This window comes from Pseudochelatococcus lubricantis, assembly GCF_011762225.1.
In the GTDB taxonomy this organism is placed as follows: domain Bacteria; phylum Pseudomonadota; class Alphaproteobacteria; order Rhizobiales; family Beijerinckiaceae; genus Pseudochelatococcus; species Pseudochelatococcus lubricantis.
The window spans coordinates 28,923-52,447 of the sequence record NZ_JAASQI010000009.1; the positions used below are offsets into that span (position 1 = coordinate 28,923).

21 protein-coding genes are annotated in these 23,525 nt (G+C 69.1%); 5 read left to right on the forward strand and 16 right to left on the reverse strand.

All coding sequences use genetic code 11. From position 1 onward, the window contains the following. Positions 1-78: 78 nt before the first annotated feature. From FHS82_RS16755 to FHS82_RS16770, 4 genes are all read right to left on the reverse strand, one after another. Positions 79-648, reverse strand: coding sequence for a NifU family protein (locus FHS82_RS16755; RefSeq protein ID WP_166954940.1), 570 nt, complete (start codon positions 646-648; stop codon positions 79-81). A 196-nt stretch (positions 649-844) separates the two neighbouring features. Continuing rightward, positions 845-1,888, reverse strand: coding sequence for a tryptophan--tRNA ligase (gene trpS, locus FHS82_RS16760; RefSeq protein WP_166954942.1), 1,044 nt, complete (start codon positions 1,886-1,888; stop codon positions 845-847). A 104-nt stretch (positions 1,889-1,992) separates the two neighbouring features. Then, positions 1,993-3,672: a murein biosynthesis integral membrane protein MurJ gene (gene murJ / locus FHS82_RS16765; protein WP_166954944.1), complete on the reverse strand. Its 1,680-nt coding sequence runs from the start codon at positions 3,670-3,672 to the stop codon at positions 1,993-1,995. A gap of 13 nt (positions 3,673-3,685) precedes the next feature. Further along, entirely contained in the window at positions 3,686-4,486 is an 801-nt protein-coding gene (locus tag FHS82_RS16770) for a class II glutamine amidotransferase (RefSeq protein ID WP_166954946.1), read from the reverse strand. 302 nt (positions 4,487-4,788) lie between these two features. Between FHS82_RS16770 and FHS82_RS16775 the strand changes: the two genes are divergently transcribed. From FHS82_RS16775 to FHS82_RS16785, 3 genes are all read left to right on the forward strand, one after another. Continuing rightward, positions 4,789-5,931 (forward strand): ABC transporter ATP-binding protein, encoded by a 1,143-nt coding sequence (locus tag FHS82_RS16775; protein ID WP_166954948.1) that lies wholly within the window; start codon positions 4,789-4,791, stop codon positions 5,929-5,931. Between the two features lie 39 nt (positions 5,932-5,970). After that, entirely contained in the window at positions 5,971-6,927 is a 957-nt protein-coding gene (locus FHS82_RS16780; protein ID WP_166954950.1) for an extracellular solute-binding protein, read from the forward strand. Between the two features lie 73 nt (positions 6,928-7,000). Then, positions 7,001-8,659, forward strand: a complete 1,659-nt coding sequence (locus FHS82_RS16785; protein ID WP_166954952.1) for an ABC transporter permease — start codon at positions 7,001-7,003, stop codon at positions 8,657-8,659. A gap of 121 nt (positions 8,660-8,780) precedes the next feature. Here the strand turns inward: FHS82_RS16785 and groL are convergent, their stop codons facing one another. From groL to purD, 7 genes are all read right to left on the reverse strand, one after another. Beyond that, positions 8,781-10,415 carry a chaperonin GroEL gene (gene groL, locus FHS82_RS16790; protein ID WP_166954954.1) on the reverse strand — a complete coding sequence of 545 codons (1,635 nt, stop codon included), beginning with the start codon at positions 10,413-10,415 and terminating at the stop codon, positions 8,781-8,783. Between the two features lie 56 nt (positions 10,416-10,471). Continuing rightward, positions 10,472-10,759 carry a co-chaperone GroES gene (gene groES / locus FHS82_RS16795; RefSeq protein ID WP_166954956.1) on the reverse strand — a complete coding sequence of 96 codons (288 nt, stop codon included), beginning with the start codon at positions 10,757-10,759 and terminating at the stop codon, positions 10,472-10,474. 211 nt (positions 10,760-10,970) lie between these two features. Continuing rightward, a complete protein-coding gene (locus FHS82_RS16800) occupies positions 10,971-11,525 on the reverse strand; it encodes an META domain-containing protein (RefSeq protein ID WP_166954958.1) in 555 nt (184 codons plus the stop codon). A gap of 124 nt (positions 11,526-11,649) precedes the next feature. Then, positions 11,650-12,633: an ATP phosphoribosyltransferase gene (gene hisG / locus FHS82_RS16805; protein WP_166954960.1), complete on the reverse strand. Its 984-nt coding sequence runs from the start codon at positions 12,631-12,633 to the stop codon at positions 11,650-11,652. Then, positions 12,630-13,784: an ATP phosphoribosyltransferase regulatory subunit gene (locus tag FHS82_RS16810; protein ID WP_166954962.1), complete on the reverse strand. Its 1,155-nt coding sequence runs from the start codon at positions 13,782-13,784 to the stop codon at positions 12,630-12,632. Before FHS82_RS16810 ends, hisG begins: the two co-directional genes overlap by 4 nt. 42 nt (positions 13,785-13,826) lie before the next feature. Continuing rightward, positions 13,827-15,350 carry a histidine--tRNA ligase gene (gene hisS, locus FHS82_RS16815; RefSeq protein WP_166954964.1) on the reverse strand — a complete coding sequence of 508 codons (1,524 nt, stop codon included), beginning with the start codon at positions 15,348-15,350 and terminating at the stop codon, positions 13,827-13,829. 57 nt (positions 15,351-15,407) lie between these two features. Continuing rightward, complete coding sequence (purD, locus tag FHS82_RS16820) at positions 15,408-16,682, reverse strand: phosphoribosylamine--glycine ligase (protein WP_166954966.1); 1,275 nt, start codon at positions 16,680-16,682, stop codon at positions 15,408-15,410. A 111-nt stretch (positions 16,683-16,793) separates the two neighbouring features. Here purD and xseA point away from each other — a divergent pair, with 111 nt between their 5' ends. Together xseA and FHS82_RS16830 are read left to right on the forward strand one after the other, a co-directional pair. Further along, the gene (gene xseA / locus FHS82_RS16825; protein ID WP_166954968.1) at positions 16,794-18,404 is read left to right on the forward strand and encodes an exodeoxyribonuclease VII large subunit; all 1,611 of its coding nucleotides are present in this window, start codon (positions 16,794-16,796) and stop codon (positions 18,402-18,404) included. Between the two features lie 194 nt (positions 18,405-18,598). Beyond that, entirely contained in the window at positions 18,599-18,844 is a 246-nt protein-coding gene (locus tag FHS82_RS16830; RefSeq protein WP_166954970.1) for a DUF2093 domain-containing protein, read from the forward strand. Between the two features lie 13 nt (positions 18,845-18,857). Here the strand turns inward: FHS82_RS16830 and lpxK are convergent, their stop codons facing one another. From lpxK to FHS82_RS16855, 5 genes are all read right to left on the reverse strand, one after another. Further along, positions 18,858-19,922, reverse strand: coding sequence for a tetraacyldisaccharide 4'-kinase (lpxK, locus tag FHS82_RS16835; RefSeq protein ID WP_166954972.1), 1,065 nt, complete (start codon positions 19,920-19,922; stop codon positions 18,858-18,860). Between the two features lie 91 nt (positions 19,923-20,013). Then, positions 20,014-21,306: a 3-deoxy-D-manno-octulosonic acid transferase gene (locus FHS82_RS16840; protein ID WP_166954974.1), complete on the reverse strand. Its 1,293-nt coding sequence runs from the start codon at positions 21,304-21,306 to the stop codon at positions 20,014-20,016. Between the two features lie 161 nt (positions 21,307-21,467). Beyond that, positions 21,468-22,199, reverse strand: a complete 732-nt coding sequence (locus FHS82_RS16845) for a lysophospholipid acyltransferase family protein (protein WP_166954976.1) — start codon at positions 22,197-22,199, stop codon at positions 21,468-21,470. 25 nt (positions 22,200-22,224) lie between these two features. Then, positions 22,225-22,458, reverse strand: a complete 234-nt coding sequence (locus FHS82_RS16850) for a DUF4170 domain-containing protein (protein WP_166954978.1) — start codon at positions 22,456-22,458, stop codon at positions 22,225-22,227. Between the two features lie 160 nt (positions 22,459-22,618). Beyond that, on the reverse strand, positions 22,619-23,437 hold the full coding sequence (locus FHS82_RS16855) for a 3'(2'),5'-bisphosphate nucleotidase CysQ (RefSeq protein WP_166954980.1): 819 nt from the start codon (positions 23,435-23,437) through the stop codon (positions 22,619-22,621). Positions 23,438-23,525 lie beyond the last annotated feature (88 nt).

The following is a 23,525-nucleotide window of genomic DNA, read 5'->3' on the forward strand; positions in this document are numbered from 1 at the left end:
CGCCACGAAGCTGCAAGTGCCGCTTGCACGGATGCAAAGCCAGGTGCGGCGAAGCACGTGGCTGGATCCGGCTGGCGGTCAGACCGCCTGCACCTCCCGCACGTCGGGCAGGAAGTGCCTGAGCAGGTTCTCGATGCCGTGCCGCAGCGTGGCCGTGGAAGACGGACAGCCTGAGCAGGCGCCCTTCATGGCGAGATAGACGATCCCGTCGCGGTAGCCACGGAACGTGATGTCGCCGCCGTCGCCGGCCACGGCGGGGCGCACGCGCGTCTCGATCAGGTCCTTGATGATCTCGACCGTGTCGATGTCGGCGTCGTCGAAGAACTCCTCGCCGTCGTCGTAGCCATAGGCCTCATGGTCGTGGCCTTCCGCGATGAGCGGCGCGCCGGACAGGAAATGCTCCATGATTGCGCCGAGGATGGCGGGCTTGAGGTGCGGCCATTCGCCCTCGCCCTTCGTCACGGCGACGAAGTCGCTGCCGAAGAACACACTCGACACGCCGTCGATATCGAAAAGCCGCTGGGCGAGCGGCGAATGGGCCGCCTCCGTGCTGGAGCGGATTTCGATGGGTGCGTCCGGCGATACGTCGCGGCCCGGCAGGAACTTGAGCGTCGCCGGGTTGGGGGTGGCTTCCGTCTGAATGAACATGCTTTTCTCCTCACCTGACCGCTTCAAGGGCGGCGGTGAAAAACGCATCGGTCCGGAAAACGGCTGACTTTCTCCGGGCACCCGATGCGCCGACAACAGTTACCCGCCGGACCGCGTCCGGCGAACAGCTCCAATCTGGCGCTTTTCGCGCCGGGATTCAATGGGCTGCGTGCGGCGCGGCGTCCGGAGAGAGACGTCAGGAGCGGTCGCGCACGAAACCCACGATGTCCTTGACGGCGTTCATCGTCTCGCGGGCGATGCCGCGCGCGCGGCGGCTGCCGTCGGCGAGCACGGAATCGATATAGCCGGGGTCGGCCGCGAGCCGCTGCATCTCCGCGCTGATGGGCGCGAGCTTCGCCACCGCCACGTCGACCAGCGCCGCCTTGAACGACGAGAACTGGCTGCCCGCGAACTCGCGCAGCACGTCCTCCGGCATCCGTTCCGCGAGCGTTGCGAAAATGCCGACGAGGTTGTCGGCCTCCGGGCGCGCGGCAAGTTCTTCCGCCGTTTCCGGCAGGGGCTCCGGGTCGGTTTTCGCCTTGCGGATCTTCTGGGCGATGGTGTCGGCGTCATCCTTGAGGTTGATGCGCGAATAGTCCGAGGGGTCGGACTTCGACATCTTCTTCGTGCCGTCGCGCAGGCTCATGACGCGCGTCGAGCTGCCCTGGATGAGCGGCTCCGGCAGCGGGAAGAACGCCTCACCGAAGCCGTGAGCGGCGATGGAACCGGCGTAGTCGTTGTTGAATTTCTGCGCGATGTCGCGTGTCAGTTCGACGTGCTGCTTCTGGTCCTCTCCCACCGGCACCGCGTCCGCGCGGTAGACGAGGATGTCGGCGGCCATGAGCGAGGGATAGGCGTAGAGGCCGAGCGAGGCGTTCTCACGGTCCTTGCCCGCCTTGTCCTTGAACTGCGTCATGCGGTTCATCCAGCCGATGCGCGCCACGCAGTTGCATATCCAGGCGAGTTCCGCGTGCTCCGACACCTGGCTCTGGTTGAAGACGATGTGCTTCTGCGGATCGACGCCGCTCGCGAGAAACGCCGCCGTCACCTCGCGGATCTGGCGCGTCAGCGCCTCCGGCTCCTGCGGGACGGTGATGGCGTGCATATCGACGACGCAATAGATGCAGTCATAGTGTTCCTGCAAGGCGACGAAGCGCGACACCGCGCCGAGATAGTTGCCCAGATGCAGGTTTCCGGTGGGCTGCACGCCGGAAAAAACACGTTTCTTCAAGACGGACATGACAACGTCCCATCCCTTTCGTCGGTTCGGAGGCCGGAAGCGGATATCCGGTTGGTTACAGGCGGGTTATCGCAGGCGCGCGCCTTTCGGCAAGGAAAAAAGCATCACGGCTTCCCTTTCCGGGGCAGCAGGCCGTCCAGGGCGCCGCACAGGGCCGCGAGCGCCGTGTAGACCGCGACGCCTGCGAGGCAGAGCGCCGCGAGGGTGCCGGCGCGCAGGGCCGTGGGCCCGTGCTCCGCAAGCCACGGCGCGGCAAGCCGGTCGAGCCCCGCGACGGCAAGCCCCATGACGGCCGCCGCCAGCGCCAGCCCGGCGGCGCGCAAGGTCAGCGGCCGCCCCCACAGGACATCCCGCCGCGCGGCGATGGCGAGCGCCAGCGCCTGCGTCCACAGGCCGATGCTCGTCGACAGGCCGAGGCCGGCCGGGAAGCCGAGCGCCCCCGTCAGGCCGGCCATCGGTTGCGCCGCCGCGAGCGTGACGGCGACCCCGGCCAGCCCCGCAAGGAGCGGCGGCGCAAGCTGCCGGCGCGCGAAGAACGGCTGGATCAGCACTTTGCTCGCCGCGGCGGCCGGCAGCCCGAGAGCCAGCGTCACCAGCAGCGCGCTCGTCTGCGCGCCGTCCGCCGCCGTGAAGGCGCCACGCTCGAAGAGGATGGCGGTGATGGTGGGGCCGAGCGCAGCGAGGCCCGCCGCCGCCGGCAGCGCCAGCGCGAGCGCACCGACGAGGAAGCCGGTCACGGACGCCGCGATGTCCGGTGGCCCGCCTTTCCCGGCCACGAACTCCGGCAGCAGCACCACACCCGCCGCCACGCCGATGAAGGAGAGCGGCAACTGGAAGACGCGGTCGGCGTAGTAGAGCCACGATACGGCGGAGGGCTCGGCGGAGGCGATCGCGGTCGCCGTGAGCAGGATGACCTGCGTCATCGCGCTCGCCACGAGCGCCGGCAACGCGAAACGCAGCAGGCGGCCGACGGCGCCATCGGCTGCACGGTCCGCGATGACGGGCGGGGAGAGGGGGGGGCGTCCCGCCGCATCGCAACGGGAAACGGGCATCGTTTTGCGGATGAATTTGATACATGAACAAAAAAACGGGGCAAAACGACAATTCAGGCTCAAAGCATTCTGCCCCGGCATCCGCGCCACGGCGACGGCGACGATGGCAAGGTGCAGCAGGCCGGAAAGGCTGATGGCCACGGCAAGCCACGCGCCGGCACGCGGATCGCCGGCGGCGCCGTTTTCCGCCAGCAGCAGCGCGCCGATCAACAGCGCGTTGACCAGCGCCGGCGCGACAGCAGCAGCGGCGAAATATCGGTGAGCATTGAGCAGGGCGGCGAGCAGCGACGCGAGGCCGGTGAAGGCGACGAAGGGCAGCGCGAGGCGCGTGTAGAGCGCCGCGAGGGCGAGTTTGTCGCCTTCTTCTGCGAACCCGGCCGCGAACAGGAGCACCAGCGGCCCGGCCGCGAGTTCCGCGAGCGCCGTCAGCGCAAGCAGCAGCACGGCCGCACCGCCGATGGCGCGGCCGGCGAATGCCCGTGCCGCTGCCGGCCCTCCTTCGGCGAGGACCGCGCCGTAGAGCGGCACGAAACCGGCGTTGATGCCGCCTTCGCCGAGCACACGCCGCACCACATTCGGAATACGAAAGGCGATCAGGAAGGCGTCGGCGACTGCACCCGCGCCCAGCACCTGCGCGATCAGCACATCGCGGGCGAAGCCGAGCACGCGCGAGGCTGCCGAGGCGGCGCCGACGGCCGCGCCGGCGCGCGCGAGTGAGCGGCCTGCGGACATGCGAAATCCGGCTTCAGGCGGCGACGGGCCAGGAGTGCCCGTCGATGACGAGCGGCTCCGTGACGGCGCCGAGGCCGCGCCGGACGGTGGTGACGGAGTTGTTCGCGATCATCGACCAAGCATCGCGCAAGGTGTCGAGCGGCTCCGACGCTATGATGGTGGCGCCCGGCCGTTCCCGCAGATAAAGCCCCGGCGAGTGCCCGTCGCAGGAGGTGCGGAAGGCCCAGACCGTCTGGCCGTCGGTCAGGATGGCCGTGAAGCGCACGGCCTCCGCGATGCCGGCCTCAAGCATCAGCCGTTTGGTCTGGTGCATCACCCAGCCCACGGCCGCCCCCGGCATCGCGCCAAGTTCCATCCGCGCCAGCACGAGCAGGAACAGCAGCTCGGAGTCGGTGGTGCCGGCCCGCTGGTCGAACAACTCGTCGGGCAGCAGCGCCTCCAGCTTGCGGCGCACCTTGCGGTAGCTGCCGATCTGCCCGTTATGCATGAAGGCGTAGCGGCCGCAGACGAAGGGGTGGCAGTTGGCGCGGGTAGTGGCGGTGTTGGTGGCGGCGCGCACGTGAGCGAAGAACAGGGGTGAACGCACCTGCCCGCAGAGCGAGCGCAGATTCTCGTCCGACCACGCCGGCCGCAGATCCCGGAACAGGCCGGGCTCCTCCCGGTCGCCGTACCACGCAAGGCCGAAGCCGTCGCCGTTGGTGGCCGTCTTCCCCTCGCAGGCATGCAACGACTGGCGCACAAGCGAGTTGTTCGGTGCGCAGACCAAGGCATCCATAAAAGTAGGGTCACCTGAATAGGCGAGAAGACGGCACATAGTTTCCCTATAATGTTAGCCGAATGGTCACAGCGCAAGCGCGATTTTACAAGCCCTTCATCGACATGGCGGATATGCACCGACGAAATTCGTATGACGCGCGATTGTGGCGTTGTCCGGGCGCCGCGGGGCTACCGGGAGATTGTCGCAAATCTGTTACATCAACACCTTAGACGGTTGAAAGGCGAAGCTGGGCTGCGGGGACGATGTCGCTCGCCCGCCAGCGAGATGATTCGCCGTCCCCGCCCGGCTTCGGCAGTCCGGGACTGTCCGTTCCCAGACGACCGCCCGGACCCCCGCCGATGAGCCAGACCGCTATCCGTGCCCGCAACACTGCCGCCGATCCGCTTCCCGCCGCGAGCGCGGTGGAGGTGAAAGGGCTTGCGCTGACCTATGGGCAGAACGCGATCCTGCGGCAGATCGATCTTGCGCTGCCGCCCGGCCACATCCAGGCGCTGCTGGGGCCTTCCGGCTGCGGCAAGACCACGCTGCTGCGCATTGTCGCCGGGCTGCTGGAGCCGACACAGGGGACCGTCCGCATCCAGGGCGCGGTCGTCGCGGATGCCGCGACAGGCCTCTTCGTGCCGCCGGAGCGGCGCGGGCTCGGCATGGTTTTTCAGGATTATGCGCTGTGGCCGCATCTGACGATCGGCGGCAATGTCGCGTTTCCGCTGGAAATGCGCGGTATCCCGGCGCATGAGCGCCGCGCGCGGGTGGCGAAGGCGCTGGCGCTTGTTGGCCTTGCCGGTTTCGAGGCGCGCAGTCCGGCCTCGCTGTCCGGCGGGCAGCAGCAGCGGGTCGCCATCGCCCGTGCCATCGTCGCCGAGCCGCAGCTCGTGCTGTTCGACGAGCCGCTGTCGAACCTCGACAAGGAATTGCGCGACCAGCTCTCGATGGAGCTTGCCGCGCTGGTGCGCGATCTGGGCCTCACCGCTCTTTATGTGACGCATGATCAGGGCGAGGCGTTCGCCATGGCCGATTCCGTCGCCATCATGCGCGGCGGGCGCATCGTGCAGAACGCTGCGCCGGAGGACCTCGTCGCCGCGCCGGCCGATGCCGGTGTGGCGGAATTCCTCAACCTTGGCCCCGTCTTCAAGGCCGTGCGGCGGGAGGGGCGCTGGCGGCTTGCCGATGCCGACCTCGCGCTCGATCCGCCGTCTGCTGACATCGCGGGCGAGGAGGCGGGCGTGCTGCTGGCGCGCCGTGCCCTCGCGCTCGCCGCGCCGGGCGCGGGCGTCTGTGAGGGACGGGTGGTGCAGGCCGTGTTTCGCGGCGACCACTATCTTGTCACCGTGCAGCTCGCTCCTCCGCCACAGGCGGATGCGCCGGCGCCGGTAGAGCTTGCCATCGTCAGCGAGCAGCGGGTGCGCGCGGGCGAGCGGGTGGGTGTCAACATCCTGCCGGAACGGCTGCGCTGGTTCGCCGGCGCTGCCGTTCCGCATTGAGTTTTCATCAGGGTCGTCGAAACAGTCCAGGGAACCATCATGATCAAGTCTCTCCAGTTCGCGGCCGTCGTTGCCGTGGGTCTCGTCACCGCCACCGGCGCGCGCGCCGATATCACCGTCTATTCCGCGGGTCCCGCTGGCCTCATCAACGGGCTCGCCAAGGGCTTCACGGAAAAGACCGGCATCAAGGCCGAAGTGTTTCAGGGCACCACCGGGCAGGTGATGGCCCGCATCGAGGCCGAGGCCGCCAATCCGAAGGTCGATGTGCTGATCTCCGCCTCGTGGGATACGGCGACCGATTTCGCCAAGCGCGGCTGGCTCGTGCCCTACACCAGCCCGAACGCCGCCAACGTGCCGGATTTCCTCAAGTCCGAAACCGCGGTCGCGCAGGGCGTCTCGGCGCTCGCCATCGCCTGGAATCCCAAGAGCGGCACGCCGAAGCCCGCCGAATGGGCCGACCTGACGAAGCCCGAGTTCAAGGACAAGGTGACGCTGCCGGATCCCGCCCAGTCGGGCGCCTCGTTCGAACTCGTGGCCGCGCTGCGCGGCACGGCGGGCAACTGGAAGCTGTTCGAAGGCCTCGCCGCCAACGGCGCGGTGGTGGCTGGCGCCAACGCCGCCGCCCTGAACCCGGTGCTGCAGGGCGCCAAGGCCGCCGTGTTCGGCGCGGTCGACTACATCTCGCTCGCCGGCCAGCAGAAGGGCGAATCGATCGAGGTGATCTTCCCCGCCTCCGGCACCGTGATCGCGCCGCGCCCGGTCGTGATCCTCAACTGGTCGAAGCAGCAGGACGAGGCGAAGAAGTTCGTCGACTACATGCTCTCCGACGACGGCCAGGCGCTCGTCGCCAAGGCGTTCCTGATCCCCGCCCGCAGCGACGTCAAGGCCGACCGTCCGGTGATCAAGGACCTCAAGCTTCTTGAGATCGACACCGACGCCGTCTATGCGAAGCGGGCCGATATCCTGAAGGAATTCGGCGCCATCTTCGCGAAGTAAGCCGGCTCAGGCCGGACGGGGGCGCGTTCCGCGCCGGGAGGCGCCCCGTCTTTTCCTGCTGTTGAGAGAAACCATGCGCAGCCCCGGTCCTGTGGTGTGGGGCGCGGCTTTCGCGCTCGTCGTGCTCGTCCTCATTCCCCTGTCGTTCATCGTCCTGCAGGCGATCTTCCCGGCGCTCGGGCAGGGGTCGCTCTCCGCGCCATTCACCCGCGTCGCCGACGTGCTGACGGAGCCGGGACTGCTGCGGATGACACGCAATACAGCGCTGCTCGGGCTCGGCGTCGTCGCCGGCTCGGCGGTCATCGCGGTGCCGCTCGGCGTGCTGCGGGCGCTGTTCCGGGTGCCGCTGGCGCCGCTGTGGGACATCCTGCTGCTCGTGCCCTTCATGATCCCGCCCTATATCGCCACGCTCGGCTGGATCATGACGCTGCAGCCCAACGGCTACCTGACGCAGCTCACCGGCCTCAACGCCGGGCCCTATCTCTTCTCGCTGTGGGGCGTCGTTTTCGTGATGACGCTCGGCGCCTTCCCCGTGGTCTATTTTGCCGTCTCGCGCACGGTGGAAGCCATCGGCGGCCGTTATGCGGACGTGGGGCGGGTGTTCGGCGCCTCGCCCTTCACCGCCTTCCGGCGCGTGACCCTGCCGCTTGCGCTCCCCGGGCTCATGGCGAGCCTGCTGCTCGTGTTCGCGATGACCATCGAGGAATACGGCACGCCGGCGGCGCTCGGCCGCCAGTCGGGCTTCGAGGTGCTGGTGACCGGCATCGACACGCGCGTTTCCGACTGGCCCATCGACCTGCCGGGCGCGGCGATCCTGTCGCTGATCCTCGTGATGATGTCGCTCGGCGCCTTTCTCGTCCAGCTGCGCATCCTGTCACGCCGTTCCTTCGAGACGGTGGGCGGCAAGCCGCAGGCGTTCCACAAGCGACCGCTCGGCGTCTTCGCCATTCCGGTGGTCGCGGTCTTCGCGCTGGTGAGCCTGCTCGCGGTGGGCGTGCCGCTTTTCGCGATTTTCGCCACCGCGCTGTCGAAGACCCTGTCGGGCGGGCTGGCGGCCGACAATATCGGCTTCGGCCATTTCCGCGCCATCGCCGCGGACGAGAACGGGGCGTTCCAGGCGCTGCTCAACAGTCTCGGCCTCGGCGCCGCGACGGCGCTGATCACCGGCCTCATCGGCGCCGCGACCTCCTACGCGGTGGTGCGCACGCAGTTTCGCGGCAAGGGCTTTCTCGATGCGCTGACCGTCATCCCCAACGCCATTCCCGGCATCGTGGTGGCGGTCGGCATCATCCTGGCGTGGAACCAGCCGTGGCTGCCGGTCACGCCCTACAACACGCCGCTCATCCTGCTGATGGCCTATTGCTGCATCCTGCTGCCCTATACGGTGCGCTACGCCAACGCGGCCTTCCGGCAGGTGGGCGACAATCTGGAGGCGGCAGCGCGCGTCGCGGGCGCGACGCCGCTCACGGCCTTCCGGCGCATCCTGCTGCCGCTGGTGCTGCCCAGCCTGATCTCGGCGATGCTGCTAGTGTTCGCGGTGGCGACGCGCGAACTCGTGGCCTCGATCCTGCTCGCGCCCGTGGGCATGGCGACGATCTCGATCTTCATCTGGCGCCAGTTCGATCAGGGCTCGGTGGGGCTCGGCATGGCGATGAGCGCCGTCACCATCCTGATCACGACCACGATCCCGCTCGCGGTGACGCTCATGTCCGGTCGGCGTGGGCTGATGTAGCCGCCGCGACCGTCCGCCTCACGAACCTGTGCAATAAAAAAACGGCCCCGCGAAAACGGGGCCGTTTCTCTGTTCCGGCGATGTCCGGCCAGACGGGCTGGCCGGAACCGGGATTGACGGATCAGAAGTCGCCGCCGAAGCCGCCAGGGCCACCAGCCGGGAGGGCGGGCTTGTCCTTGGGCAGTTCCGCAACCAGCGCCTCGGTCGTGACGATGAGGCCGGCGACCGACGCGGCGTCCTGCAGGGCGGTGCGCACGACCTTCGTGGGGTCGACGATACCGGCCTCGATCAGGTCCACGAACTCTTCCGTCTGCGCGTTGAAGCCGTAGGTCTGCGAGTCGTTGTCGAGGATCTTGCCGACAACGATCGCGCCCTCGACGCCGGCGTTGGCGGCGATCTGGCGGATCGGCGCCTCAAGCGCCTTCAGCACGATATCGATGCCGGCCTTGATGTCCGGGGTGTCGGCGGTCAGCCGCTCGACAGCGGCCTTGGCGCGCAGAAGGGCGACACCGCCGCCGGGGACGATGCCTTCCTCGATCGCGGCGCGGGTAGCGTTCAGCGCGTCGTCGACGCGGTCCTTACGCTCCTTCACCTCGACTTCCGACGAACCGCCGACGCGGATCACGGCGACGCCGCCGGCGAGCTTGGCAAGACGCTCCTGCAGCTTCTCGCGGTCGTAGTCGGAGGAGGTCTCCTCGATCTGCGCCTTGATCTGGGCAACGCGGGAGTCGATGTCTTCCTTCGCGCCGGCGCCGTCGATGATCGTGGTGGCTTCCTTCTCGATGCGCACGCGCTTGGCGCGGCCGAGCTGGGCGAGCGTCACGTTTTCGAGCTTGATGCCGAGATCTTCGGAGATCGTCTGGCCGCCGGTGACGATGGCGATGTCCTCAAGGATGGCCTTGCGGCGGTCGCCGAAGCCCGGAGCCTTGACGGCAGCAACCTTCAGGCCGCCGCGCAGCTTGTTGACGACGAGCGTGGCCAGCGCCTCGCCCTCGACGTCCTCGGCGATGATGAGCAGCGGCTTGCCGGTCTGCACGATGGCTTCGAGCACGGGCAGCAGGGGCTGCAGCGAGGAGAGCTTCTTCTCGTGGATGAGGATGTAGGGGTCCTCGAAATCGACGACGAGCTTCTCGGCGTTGGTGATGAAGTAGGGCGACAGGTAGCCGCGGTCGAACTGCAGACCCTCGACGACGTCAAGCTCGGTCTCGAAGCTCTTGGCTTCCTCGACCGTGATCACGCCCTCGTTGCCGACGCGCTCCACGGCCTCGGCGATCAGCTTGCCGATCTCGGCCTCGCTGTTGGCGGAAATCGTGCCGACCTGCGCGACTTCCTGCGAGTTCGCGACCTTCTTGGCGCGAGCCTTGATGTCCTTGACCGCAGCCTCGACGGCGAGGTCGATGCCGCGCTTCAGGTCCTGCGGGTTGAGGCCGGCGGCAACCGCCTTCGAGCCCTCGCGCACGATGGCCTGGGCGAGAACGGTCGCGGTCGTCGTACCGTCGCCGGCGAGGTCGTTGGTCCTGGAGGCGACTTCGCGGACGAGCTGGGCGCCGAGGTTCTCGAACTTGTCCTCAAGCTCGATTTCCTTGGCGACGGTCACGCCGTCCTTGGTGATGCGGGGTGCGCCGAACGACTTCTCGATGACGACGTTGCGGCCCTTGGGACCGAGCGTGACCTTCACCGCGTTGGCGAGCGTGTCGACACCGCGCAGCAGACGCTCGCGCGCATCGGCGGAAAATTTTACGTCCTTGGCAGCCATGGCTACTGTAACTCCTGCCTTAAGAAATCATCTGATGAGAATACGGTGGAGGGCGATCAGCCGATGATTCCGAGGATGTCGGACTCTTTCATGATGAGAAGATCTTCGCCGTCGATCTTCACTTCGGTGCCGGACCACTTGCCGAACAGCACGCGGTCGCCTTCCTTGACGTCGGGAGTGATGCGCTCGCCGTCCTCGTCACGGGCGCCGAGACCGACGGCGACGATGATGCCTTCCTGCGGCTTTTCCTTGGCGGTGTCGGGGATGATGATGCCACCCTTGGTCTTTTCCTCGCTGTCGACGCGACGAACGACCACACGGTCATGCAACGGACGGAATGTCATGGAATCCGCTTCCTCTTTCAAGCACACGCGATTGACGCGGTATGGTGGATGTTGAAAGGCGCGTTAGCACTCTACCAAGGTGAGTGCTAACAGCTGTTGCGGAAGGTAGTAGCGCCTCGGCATCATGTCAAGGGAAACGGCGACGGGAAGAGGTGCGGTTTTTTCGGCCGGTTGCGGCGAGCATGATTCGCCGCGCGCCGGCAGTGCGTGATCAGAGGGAGCGGTCGGCGCGGAGGGTGCCCGCGGAGCCCTGCAGCAGGAGCTGACCCTTGACGACGTCCCACTTCTGGGACATCCGCAGCGCCAGCATGAAGGCGCGCTCGGCGGCGTCGATCTGCGCGCCGCAGCTCTTGCGCGTCATGGCGAAGGGGCTCACCGCGAAGCCCTGGCCGCGCAGCGGATAGGCCGTTGCGGAGAAGGTGTTGCAGCCGCCGAAGCCGCGTAGCTGGAACTGGTTGTCGAGCGTGAAATAGGGGCGGCTGCCGTCGATGGCGTAGGTCTTGTTGTTGAGGCTGACCGCAGCCCAGGACGAACCGACGGGGAACTGCTTTTCCCGCTGCTGCGGCACCATGGATTGCCCGCTGCCCGGCTGGTCGCCGCGCATCATGCCCGGATCGCTGTTGATCTGCGCCTGCGCCGGGGTCGCCCCGGAAAGCGCCGCCGCGACGACGATGGCGAAAAGGGCCCCTGCGCCGTATCCCGCCGCGGCACGCGACCTTTCGCGGACGGGCAGGGGGGCGGTGTGCGAAAAGCGGGCTGGCTTCATGGACTTCATCGATTCCGAAAGCTTCGCGGTCGTAGACCGGCATGACAGGAACAACGCGCCGCAGACCATAACTGTCAGCTGCGTGAGAGGCAACCTCGAAGGCGGACGGCGGTGCAGCCGGCCCTCAGGCGACACCCGCGCCAATTCGCGCCAGCAGCCGTTCGATCAACGGGTTCGTGCGCCGCAGGACCCAGTCGACGGAACGTACGGTGACCGGATCCGCGCCCGCATGGACGAGAAAGTCCGCCAGCGCGAAAACCTGTGCGCCGGGACAATGCAGCGTCACACGCCCCTGCGTGTCGGGCAGGCCGAGCGGCAGGGTGGCGTGGAAGCGCTCCGTCAGGTCGCCGGGCAGCAGGACGCCTTCCGGCAGCACGGCCGTCAGCTCGCGCGTGTTGCGCGCCTCTTCCTCGGCCGCGATGCGGGTGAGGATGGTGCGCGCAGCCCGCCGCGCCACGCCGGACCACGGCGCCGAGACGGAGGCGACGAGGTTGGCCTGCGAGCGCAGGATCACACCGTCGTCGACGATCTTGAGCGCGTTGGCGGCGAGCGTCGCGCCGGTGGTCGTGATGTCGACGATGATCTCCGCCGTGCCCGCCGCCGGCGCGCCTTCGGTGGCGCCGAGGCTTTCCACGATGCGGTAATCGCCGACACCATGATAGGCGAAGAAGCGGCGCGTCAGGTTGATGTATTTCGTCGCGACGCGCAGCCGCCGCCCGTGGCGCTGGCGGATGTCGGCGGCGACGTCGTCGAGGTCGGCCATGGTGCGCACGTCGATCCACGCCTTCGGCGCGGCGACCACCACATCCGCAAAGCCGAAACCGAGCGGTGTGACGAACTCGACCACGGCGTCGGCGTCGGCGAGCTGCTCGCGCAGGAGATCCTCGCCGGTGATGCCGAGATGCGCCGCGCCGGTGGCCAGCTGGCCGACGATGTCGGATGCGGAGAGGAACGCCACCTCGACGTCCGGTACGCCCTTGATCGTGCCGCGATAGTCGCGCTCGCCGCCGGGCCGCACCAGCGGAAGGCCGGCGCGGGCGAAGAAGGCGAAGGCGTTCTCCTGCAGGCGTCCCTTGGAGGGAACGGCGATGATCAGCGGCGCGCTCATGCGGCATCTCCGGGAGCGTGGTTGGGATCGAGCGCACTGTCGGGATCGAACCGGTCGATCCAGATGGCGAAGCCCACCGCCGGCACAGGACCCGGCGCGCCGAGATGGGTGAGCAGGCTGTCGTAGCGGCCGCCGCCCAGAATCGGGCGTGTGTCGGGCCGGGCGCCATCGTGCATCTCGACGATGAAGCCGGTGTAGTAGTCGAGGTTGCGCGCGAAGCCCGCGGCAAAGGTGATGGCACCGACATCGAGCCCGCGCGCGGCGATGAAGCCGGTGCGCGCCTCGAACGAATCGAGCGCGGCGTCGAGATCGAGCCCCGCATCGCCCGCCAGCGCCCGGACGGCGCTCGCGGCGCTGTCGGGATCGCTTTCGATGGCGAGATAGCGGTCGAGCACGCCGCGCTGCACTGCGGTGAGGTCGCCGCCGTTGCGGTCGGCCGCATGCGCGAGGAAGCGCTCGGCGATCTCGCCCGCCGAGCGTCCGCCGACGCTGCTGATGCCGGCGATCGACAACACGTCCTCCACGAAGGCGCGGGCGGCGGTGGGGTCCTGCCCTTCCAGCGCGGCGAGCAGGCCGCCGTGGTTGGCGGCGGAAGGATTGCCCGCGCCGTTGCCGCTGTCCGGCGCGCGCCCCTCGGAGACGGCCCGCAGGATGCGCCGGCGCTGCAGCGGCGAGACGGCCAGCGCATCGAGCAGCGCGTTGAGGAGGCCGATGTCGCCCATGCGCACGGAAGGCTGCGCGACACCGAGCCCGGTCAGCGCCTCGAAGCCGAGCGCCACGATTTCCGCATCCGCCGCCTCGCGGTCGAGGCGGCCGAACGATTCGACGCCGCCCTGCGGAAACTCGCCCGCCCGCCCGGCGCGCTGCCGGAACACCGGCCCGAGATAGCTGAAGGAGGCCACGCCCCCGGCCTCGCGCTCGGCGAGGTAGTCGCGGCTGACCGGGATGGTGTAGTCGGGCCGCAGGCACAGCTCGTTGCCGTCCGCATCCTGCGTCAGGAACATATGGCGGCGGATATCCTCGCCCGAGAGGTCGAGGAACACGTCGACCGGCTGCAGCACGGAGGGCTCGATGCGCCGGTAGCCCTCACGCGCGAAAAGCGCGAGCAGGGCGTCGGCGCGGCCGGCGGCCTTTTCGGATGCGTGTGTCATGCTGTCTGCCCTTCCGCCCTTCCCCGGGTTGCCCTGCCTCGCTCAGCCCTGCCGGGCACCGAGGACGCCGCGCACGGCCTCGACCAGGTCCGCCTCCGGCACCGAGAACTGCGCCAGACGCTGGGCCTTGTAGGCGGCATTGTCGAGTTCACGCGCCGCGTCCGCCTGCTCGGCGCCCGCGACGAGGTCCTTGATCTGCACGGTGCCCTGCGCGCGCTCGTCCGAGCCCTGGATGACGACGCACGGGCTGTTGCGCCGGTCGGCGTATTTCATCTGAGCGCGCATGCCCGCGCCGCCGAGGTATAGCTCCGCCCGGATGCCGGCGCCGCGCAGGCGGCTGACGAGGCCGTGGTAATGGGCTATCTCGCCGCGGTCGAGCACCAGCACCACCACCGGGCCGACGTGGTCAGTGTCGCGCGCGATGGGACTGTCGATGATCTTGAGCGCCGCGAGAAGCCGCGACACGCCGATGGAGAAGCCGGTCGCGGGCACGGCCTCGCCCCGGAAGCGGGCGACGAGGCCATCGTAGCGGCCGCCGCCGGCCACGGAGCCGAAGCGTACCGGCTGGCCGTCATCGCCGGCGATGGTGAAGGTGAGTTCCGCCTCGTAGACGGGGCCGGTGTAGTATTCCAGCCCGCGCACCACGGCGGGGTCGATCTGCACGCGCCCGTCGTCGTATCCGGCCGCCGCCACCAGCGCCGCGATCTCGCGCAACTCTGCGACGCCCTCGATACCGCGCGCGGAGCCTTCCACCACCTTCTCCAGATTGGCGAGCGTCGAAGCAGCATCCGTGCCGCGCGCCTGCGTGAAGGCGAGTACGCGGGCGATCTGGTCCGCGTCCAGCCCGGCGCCTTTGGTGAAGTCGCCGCTTTCGTCCTTGCGTCCCTCGCCGAGCAGCAGCGCGACGCCTTCCGCGCCGAGCCGGTCGAGCTTGTCGATGGCGCGCAGCACGACGAGGCGGCGGGCGGCATGCGCGTCGTCGCTGAGGCCGATGGCCTCCAGCACGCCGTCGAGCACCTTGCGGTTGTTGATCTTCACCGCGTAGTCGCCGCGCGCGATGCCGACCTTTTCCAGCGTGTCCGCCGCCATCATGCAGATTTCCGCATCCGCCGAAACCGATGGCGCGCCGACGGTGTCCGCGTCGAACTGCATGAACTGGCGGAAGCGTCCCGGCCCCGGCTTTTCGTTACGGAACACCCAGCCAGCGCGATAGCTGCGGAAGGGCTTCGGCAGCGTGTCGTAGTTCTCCGCCACATGGCGGGCGAGAGGGGCCGTCAGATCGTAGCGCAGCGACAGCCATTGCTCGTCGTCGTCCTGAAACGAGAACACGCCTTCGTTGGGCCGGTCCTGATCCGGCAGGAACTTGCCCAGCGCGTCGGTGTATTCGATGAAGGGCGTTTCCAGCGCGTCGAAGCCGTAAAGGGTGTAGACTTCGCGGATGTGGGCGAGCATGCGCTCCGTCGCGGCGATATCGGCGGGGCCACGGTCGGCGAAGCCACGCGGCTGGCGGGCCAGAAGCCCTGGCGACTGGGGTTTTTGCGGTTTATGGTTCTGCGACCCGGACATGGCAGGCGGTACGTTCCATATTGAAAGAATGAGAAAGGCTGTAGCGCAGCGATGCGCTCAAGTCACGCGCGCAATCGCCCGCCAGCCGATGTCGGAGCGCGAAAAGCCTTCCGGCCAGTCGATGGCTCGCACGGCCTCGTAGGCGCGTGCCTGGGCTTCCCCGATGGTGGGCGCGAGCGCGGTGACATTGAGCACCCGCCCCCCGTTCGCCTCGATATGGCCATCCACCGCGCGTGTGCCGGCGTGGAATACCGTCACGCCCTCGATCGCCTCCGCCGCCTCGATGTTGCGGATGCGGCTGCCCTTCTCGACCGCGCCGGGATAGCCGCGCGCCGCCAGCACCACGGTGAGCGCGGCATCGTCGCTCCACCTGACCGAGGCTTCCGCCAGCCGCCCCTCGACGGTGGCGAGGAACAGGGCGACGATGTCCGCGCGCAGGCGCGGCATCAGCACCTGGCACTCCGGGTCGCCGAAACGGGCGTTGTATTCGATGAGCCTCGGCCCGTCCGCGCCGATCATCAGCCCCGCGTAGAGAACGCCCCTGTAGGGCGTGCCGCGCGCCTTGAGGCCGGCGACGGTGGGATTGATGATCTCGCGCATGACGCGCTCGGCAACCGCAGGCGTCACCACCGGCGCGGGGGAATACGCGCCCATGCCGCCGGTGTTGGGGCCGGTGTCGCCGTCGAAGGCGCGTTTATGATCCTGCGCGGAGCCGAATGGAATGGCGGTTTCGCCGTCGCTGAGCGCGAAGAAGCTCGCTTCCTCGCCGGGGAGGAAATCCTCGATGACGACGGCCGCGCCCGCCACGCCGAAGACGCCGGAGAACACGGTACGCACCGCTTCCTCCGCCTGCTCCACAGTTTCCGCCACCACGACGCCCTTGCCGGCCGCCAGCCCGTCCGCCTTCACCACCACGGGCGCGCCGTGCCTGCGCACGTAGGCGAGGGCGGGTTCCGCCTCCGTGAAACGCGCATAGGCGGCGGTGGGAATGCCGAACTCGTCGCACAGTTCCTTGGTGAAGCTCTTGGAGCCTTCGAGCTGCGCCGGAATCCTGCGCGGGCCGAAGGCGGGGATGCCGGCCGCCGCGAGGTCGTCCACGATGCCGGCCACCAGCGGCGCTTCCGGCCCCACGACGACGAGACCGATGGCGTTCTCGCGGCAGAAGGCGACGACGGCCGCGTGATCGGTGATGTCGAGCGCGACATTCGTGCCGACCTGCGCGGTGCCCGGATTGCCGGGCGCGATGAACAGCTTCCCCGTGAGCGGGCTCTCGGCGATGGCCCACGCCAGCGCGTGCTCCCGCCCGCCGGCTCCCAGCAGCAGTATGTTCATCCGGCGCTCCATACCTTGAATGTTCTCCATATCAGGGGCGCGTTTAGCACGCCTCATGGCGGTGCGCCATATGCAGATGACGCGCCGCGCGCCTTCCCTTAAGGTGGGCGCATGAATCGCAAGCCCGCCGATACCGAACCCGTCACCAACGCGCCGGAGTGGACTGTCTCCTCGCTGTCCGGCGCGCTGAAGCGCACGCTGGAGGACGCCTTCGGGCACGTGCGCCTGCGCGGCGAGGTCACCGGCTATCGCGGGCCGCATTCCTCGGGCCACGCCTATTTCGGGCTCAAGGACGAGGGCGCGCGCATCGACGCCGTCATCTGGAAGGGCGTTTTCCAGAAGCTCAGGATCCGCCCCGAGGAGGGCATGGAGGTGATCGCCGTCGGGCGCGTCACGACCTTCCCGGCTTCCTCGCGCTACCAGATCGTCATCGAGAGCCTGGAGCCGGCGGGCGTCGGCGCGCTGATGGCCATTCTGGAGGAACGACGCAGGAAACTCGCGGCCGAGGGGCTGTTCGACGAATCGCGCAAGCGGCCGCTGCCGTTCCTGCCCGAGGTCATCGGCGTGGTGACGTCGCCCACAGGTGCGGTGATCCGCGATATCCTGCATCGGCTCGCCGACCGTTTTCCCCGCCGGGTGCTGGTGTGGCCTGTCCGGGTGCAGGGGGAGACGAGCGCCGCCGAGGTGGCGGCGGCGATTCGCGGCTTCAACGCACTGCCGCGGGCCATGAACGGCCCAACCGGCCCCGTGCCGCGACCGGATGTGCTGATCGTGGCGCGCGGCGGCGGTTCGCTGGAGGACCTTTGGTCGTTCAACGAGGAAGTCGTCGTGCGGGCGGCAGCGGAAAGCGCCATCCCGCTCGTCTCCGCCATCGGCCACGAGACGGACTGGACGCTGATCGATCTCGCGGCGGATTTGCGTGCCCCCACGCCCACGGCGGCAGCCGAAAAGGTGGTGCCGGTGCGGCTCGATCTGCTGGCGGCGATAGCCGATCTTGCCCGCCGCCATCGCGGTGCGATGATGCGCCTGGGCGAGAGGCGGGCGAGCGACCTGCGGGCGCTGACGCGCGCGCTGCCCTCCGCCGATAATCTGCTCGCCGGGGCGCGCCAGCGTCTCGATCTCGCCGGCGGGCGGCTGGTGCACATGCTCGGCGCGGGCGTGCGCCGCCACGAGGCGCGGCTGGCGGCGGCAGGCCAGAAACTCGCGCGCCTGTCGCCACTCGTATTGCTGGAGCGTGCGCGGGCGCGCTGGGCCACGGCGGCGCAGGGGCTCGGCCGTGGCTTCGCCCATGGCATCGAGCGGCGGGCGGCAATCCTGACGCGAGCGGTATCGCGCCTGTCGCTCCAGCCGCTGCGGCTGCGGGCGGAGGCGGGCCGCGAGCGGTTGACAATTGCGGGGACAAGGCTCGCCAACGCCCGTGCCGCAAGGCTCGCGGCGGAGAGGGCGCGGGTCGACAACCTGTGGAAACTGGTGGAAAGCCTCAGCCACAAGGGCGTGCTGGCGCGCGGCTACGCCATCGTGCTCGACAGCGAGGGCCACACGGTGCGCACGCGCGCGGCGGTGTCGGAGGGCATGGCGCTCGAACTCGTGTTCGCGGACGGCAAGGTGGGCGCCACCGCGCAGGGCGAGGGCGCGCAGCCCGCCACACGCGGGCGCAAGCGCAAATCCGACGCCGCCGCGCCGCCGCCTGTCCAGCCCACGCTCTTCGGTGGCGGCGAATGATATGCGCAAATGATATGCGATTGACGCATAGCCGGCGAATGAGCGTATACTACCACGGCGGACTAGAATCTGTCGTGTTTATGTCGAAACAGGACAGATTCTCGATTCCTTAATTTTGAGCGAATTCTGATCGATCAGATGATTCCATCTGATCGGAACGCGCTCTAGCCAGAATTGCTATGAAAGACAGCATCATGAATCGACACGATCATCGCTTCCCGGCCGGCGGCGAAGCCTCCGTCCAGTATCTGGACGGCGATTTCCGCGTCGTGCGGCCCGGTACCTTCGTGCGCTGCGCGGTGACGGGCAAGGTCATTCCGCTCGACGACCTGCGTTACTGGAACGTGGATCTGCAGGAAGCCTACGCCTCGCCGGAAGCCGTGCGCCAGCGTCTTGTCGGGCTGGGGAAAATCGGCGGAAAGCAGACGCCGCCGGCCTGATCGACGGTCCTTCTCAGGTGCCGGTGTCGAGCAGCGGCGCCGAGGGCTCCGGCAGGGCGCGTGCGAGATACGCGCGCAGGCCGTCTTCATCGTCGAAGACGACCTCGACCGGCAGCACGGCCATCGAGGCGCGCAGGTGCGGTGCGGCGGTGAGGGCGAGAAGGCGCACGGCGTCCTTCTCCGTCGTCACCGGAAGCAGGTCGTTCCGCAGGGCCTCGTCCTCCAGCGCCGCGATCTGCGCGGGCGTGAAGGGAGCGTGGTCGGGAAAGGCCTTGCGCTGCACGATCTCCGCGCCGATTTTCTCCAGCGTATCGAAGAATTTTTCCGGCCGCCCGATCCCGGCGAACGCCAGCACGCGCCTGCCCCGCACGAGGCGGGCGGCGTCCGCGTCCGCCTCCAGATGCGCGGCGAACACCGGCTTGCCCATCGCGGCGGCGGCGGCGATGACGCGGTCGCCTGCCGTGCCGCTGCCGATGACGATCAGCGCGTCGACGTGGGGCAACTGCTGCGCCAGCGGCGCGCGCAGAGGGCCGGCGGGAATGCACAGGCCATTGCCGATGCCGGTCTGCGCGTCGACCACGGCGAAGCTCAGCGTCCGGGAAATGGAGGGGTTCTGCAGGCCGTCGTCCATGATCACGACATCCGGCCGCACGCCCCCGTCCGCCAGCAGCGCGTCGAGCCCCGCCCGTCTGTCGCGCGCCACCATGACGGGTGCGTAACGGGCGAGGAGCAGCGGCTCGTCGCCGACATCGACATGGGTATACTCCGTCGCCGGTTCGTCGTGCGGGTCGTCATGGCCGAGCAGCAGCGGGCCGCGCTGCCGGCCGCCGTAGCCGCGCGTGAGGAAAGCGATGCCATGGCCGAGCGCCGCGAGGCGCCGCGCGAGAGCGATGGCCGTAGGCGTCTTGCCCGCGCCGCCGGCGGTGAAATTGCCCACGCAGATGACGGGCTTGCCCGGCACAGCGCCCGCGAGGCGCATACGCCGGGAGGTGATCGTGCCGTAAACCGCGCCCACAGGCTGGAGACAGCGGGCGGCGAAGGTGGGTGTGGAAGGCCACCAGAAATCAGGGGCACGCATCGCGGTATCCTTTCCCAAGCGCGGCCGTTTCGCGCATCTCGCCCGCTCACAACGGCCGGCCAGGCACGCCGGTTCCGGCCATCGGCCCCTTTTATCGCGCGATCAGATGCATGTGCAGGATGTAGGGATCGATCGCCCGCATGGTGGTTTCCACGGCCCCGCCCAGCGCATTGACGGTGCTGGCGGCGGCCCGTGCCATCGCCCGCGCGCGCGACGGCTGGGAGAGGAGCGTGTAGACCGCCTCGGCCAGCCCATGGGCGTCGTCGACGCGCCATGCCGCCTGCGCGTCGTCGAGCGTGCGGTAGACGTCCGCGAAATTGCGCACGTGGGGCCCATGCACGATGGCCGTCCCGAGCTTCGCCGGCTCGATGGGATTCTGCCCGCCGTGGGGTACGAGCGAGCCGCCGATGAAGGCGACGGGCGCCAGCCGGAAGAACAGGCCGAGTTCGCCGATCGTGTCCGCGACATGCACCGCGAGATGCCGCTCCGGCAGGGTGCCGGCGGAGCGCAGACCTGCCGGCAGGCCGCGCGCGCCTGCAAGCGCCGCGATGTCCGCGCCGCGCTCGGGGTGGCGCGGCACGATGATGGTCAGCAGGTCGGGATGGGTCGGCTGCAGCAGTGCGTGGGCCTGCAGCACGAGATCGTCCTCGCCGGGATGCGTGCTGGCGGCGATCCACACCGGGCGCTCGCCGACGATGGCCGACAGCGTCGCCACGGTCGCCGGGTTCGCCGGCGGCGCGGGGACGTCGTACTTGATGTTGCCGGCGACCACGACGCGCGGCGCGCCGAGGCGTTCCAGTCGTTCGCCGTCCGCCGCCGACTGCGCGAGGCAGAGGTCGAAGTGCTGCAGCATGGCGCTCGCCGTGGCGGGAAGCCGCTGCCAGCGGCGGAACGAGCGCTCGGACATGCGCGCGTTCAGCAGCAGCGCCGGGATGCCCCTGTCCCTGATCCCGACCAGCGCGTTCGGCCAGATTTCCGATTCGGCGATCAGTACCAGATCCGGTCGCCAGTAGTCGAGGAAGCGCTCCATGTAGGCCGGCACGTCGAGCGGGACATACTGGTGCAGGGCGTGGCCGGGCAGGCGCGCCGCCAGCAGGCGGGCGGACGTGACGGTGCCGGAGGTGACGAGCACGGTGAAGCCTTGCCGTGTCAGCCGTTCCACGACGGGCAGGAGCGACGTCGTCTCGCCGACGCTCGCGCCATGCAGCCAGGCGAGCGGGCCGGGCGGGCGCTCGCGCCCCGGAATGCCGCGCCGCTCGCCCTGCCGGGTGCGGTCTTCCTTGCCCTTGCGGGCGCGGTAGGCCAGCATTCCGCCAAGGAGCGGCGCGAGCGCGGCGGTCGTCAGCCGGTAGACGGTCAGCGGCCAGGGAGTCCGTGCGGTCATGGGGCCGGCTCCGCCCGGCGGAAGGCGTCCCGCCCGCAAAAGGGAAGGGAGGTGCGCCGACGCCCGCTCCATACCGGAATGTCCTGACCTGCGCTCGTCAATTGATGTGTACTCTGGTCCTGAATTCAGGGATGCGGCCGCAGGGCCGCTTTCCGGGCGGGTTACGCCTGCCTGTGAACATCCGCGCTCACGCCGGGGTCGGCCGAGCCGACCATGGCATACGCGCGCGCGTGAACGGCGTCCAGCGATTGTTCAACGTCACGGCGAATCGTCTCCAGCGCGGCCTCGTCCGCGTCGCGGGGCACGAACAGCGGTTCGCCGACCACCATGGCGATGCGTCCGAACGGCAGGCCGATGGAGGCATGGTCCCAGCTTCTGAAGTCGAGCCGCCGGCTGGACACCACCGCGATCGGCACGATCGGCCGCCCGGACATGCGCGCGAGCAGCACGATGCCCGGGCCGCAGCGGCGGGAAACCTTCGGGATATCGGCTGTCAGCACCACCAGCTCGCCACCCCCCAGCGCCTTCAGGAGTTCCCGCAGCGCCGCGACGCCGCCCTTCTCGTGCATGCGCGCCCGCTCGCGCGCGCCCGAGCCGCGGATGGCGCGGATGCCGAGGCGCTGCAGGGCGAGCGCGTTGAACTCGCCGTCGCCGTGGCGCGACACCAGTGCCGCCGCCGGGTCCTGCGGGCGGCGGGCGAAGGGCACCATGAAATGCTGGCCGTGCCACATGGCGACGATCACCGGCATCAGCCCGCCCGCCTTCTCGTAGAGGTCCGGCGGGTGGGTGACGGTGCGGCTCGTGGCGCGCACGAGGCGCAGATAGCCGGCGAGCAGGGCGCCGAGCGTCGCCTGCACCGGGCGGGAGCGGACGATCCGCTTCAACAGCGCCATGATGTCGCCGTCGCCCGTCTCGCCGTCACGCCGTCGCGTCCGGGTCGAGCAAGCGGTGCAGATGCACGACGAAGTAACGCATGTGCGCGTTGTCGACGTTCGACTGGGACTTCGCCTTCCAGGCCGCGTGGGCTTGCGCGTAGTTCGGGTAGATGCCGACGATGTCGAGCTTGGCGAGATCGCGGAACTCGCTACCGTCGAGATCGGTCAGCTCGCCGCCGAACACGAGGTGGAGCAACTGTTTGGGAGCGTCGGTCATGATGGTCTTCTGGCCCTGACTGGAGAAGTGGAAAGCGCAAGCGCAATGATACCGGTTTGCGCCGATTTCATGGCTATCCCTGCCCGAAGATTGGCTTGCGCACAACCGGACAGAGGCGAAAAACCGGTCGTCGCCTGCTGGACGCGAACGGCTTCGCGCGTCATGGGGCGCCCTTCTCCCGCGCCAGCGCCGCGGCGAGGAGGGGCGCGAGCGTGCTGTTGGCGCCGATGAGGCGCCCGTGCACCGGCGCGCGGGTGTTGTAGCGCAGGCGCGCACCGTCGAGCGTGCCGAGCTGGCCGCCCGCCTCGCGCAGGATGATGTCGGCGGCGGCGATGTCCCAGTCGTGCGCGTTGGAGGAGGCGAGGCCGGCGTCGAGCGCGGCGTCCGCCACACGGGCGATGCGCAGGGCGAGCGAAGGCTCGCGCGGCATGGCGACGACGGCGTGGCCCCGCTCGCACAGCATGTCGAGCATTCCGCGCGGGCCTGCCACGCGCGCGCCCGCGATCTCCGCCTGCCGCGATACGCCGATGGGCAGGCCGTTGCGCAGCGCGCCGGCGCCCGCGCGCGCCTCATAGCGCAAGGAGAGCGCCGGCGCCCACAGGATGCCCGCCAGCGGCTGGCCCGCATGCACGAGCGCGACGCTGACCGCCCAATCACGCGCGCCCTCCGCGAAGGCGCGCGTGCCGTCGATGGGATCGACAATCCAGACGGTGGGGCGATCGAGGCGGGCGGAATCGTCGGCCGATTCCTCCGACAGCCAGCCCGCGTCGGGCCTGATGCGCAGCAGCGCCTCGTGCAGGAAGCGGTCGACGGCGATATCCGCCTCCGTGACGGGGGAGCGGTCGTTCTTGAGGGTGACGGCCGCGCGTGTTCGCGCCCCTTCCGTGAAGAAGGAGAGCGCGATTCGGCCCGCTTCCACGATGGCATCCCCGACGCGGCCGAAATCTTTGTCCGTCAGGGCAGGATGCGTCTGCGACATGGCATTTCCGGCGGCCCGTCCGCCAGTCCTTTTCCCGCTGGAGCGCGCTTCCCGGACGTGGATACCACTTTCCGGAAAAGATCGCGCC